Annotated in this window: 1 protein-coding gene; it reads left to right on the top strand. The window is 39.6% G+C overall.

Annotated elements, in window-relative coordinates; translation table 11 throughout:
- Positions 1-58 precede the first annotated feature (58 nt).
- A partial coding sequence (locus CZ367_RS13640; RefSeq protein ID WP_077197486.1) for an IS30 family transposase occupies positions 59-876 on the top strand: 818 nt, incomplete at its 3' end.

Here is an 876-nt window from a genome sequence, read left to right as displayed (position 1 = left end):
TTAAAAAATAAAAAAGGGAGACCTCTGTCTCCCAAAGATTAATTAATTTTGCATTGTTATGTACAAACAATTAACCTCGGAGCAAAGGTACACAATTTCTGTGCTACTCCAAAATGGAATTAAATTAAAAGATATTGCGAAAGCGATAAAAGTATGTCCAAGTACAGTATCTCGTGAAATAAAACGTAATAGTGGGACCAAAGGACAGTATAATTGGGAAACTGCCCAAGCAAATGCAGCTCTCACAAAGCGAAAAAAGCCAGGCAATCATTCAATCAAAAAGGATGTTATGGATGAAGCGATACGTCTTCTTATTACAGAACAATGGTCTCCTGAACAAATATCTGGCGTGTTGGCTAAGGAAGGTAAACGTATTAGCCATGAAACCATATATCGTACGATACGTAAGGACAAGGCAAAAGGTGGAACACTATATAAACACTGTCGTCACAAGCTAAAGCATCGTGCCAAGCCTGTTGGTAGCAGACGTATATCCATACCCAATAGAACAAGTATCAGCGAGAGACCTACTGAAGTTGACGGAAAACGCTTTGGGGACTTCGAGATGGATACAATTGTTGGAAGAGGAAATCATGGTGCTATTGTGACACTGATAGAACGCAGTACAAATATGCTATTTATGAGAAAACTTAAAAAGGGAAAGAATGCCAAGGAGTTAGCACGCACTGTAATACATTTGCTATCTCCATTCAAAGAGTATGTCAAGTCTATTACAACGGACAACGGCACAGAATTCGCTTGCCATGAAATGATAAGCAAAAGCCTTGGTGTCACCGTCTATTTTGCTGACCCATACGCTTCATGGCAGAAAGGGGCTATAGAAAATGCTAACGGACTGATTAGACAATACGTGCC

Source organism: Prevotella ihumii, from assembly GCF_900155655.1.
GTDB lineage: Bacteria > Bacteroidota > Bacteroidia > Bacteroidales > Bacteroidaceae > Prevotella > Prevotella ihumii.
The sequence above is the reverse complement of the archived record's forward strand: the minus strand, read 5'-3'. Positions and strand labels throughout refer to the sequence as shown.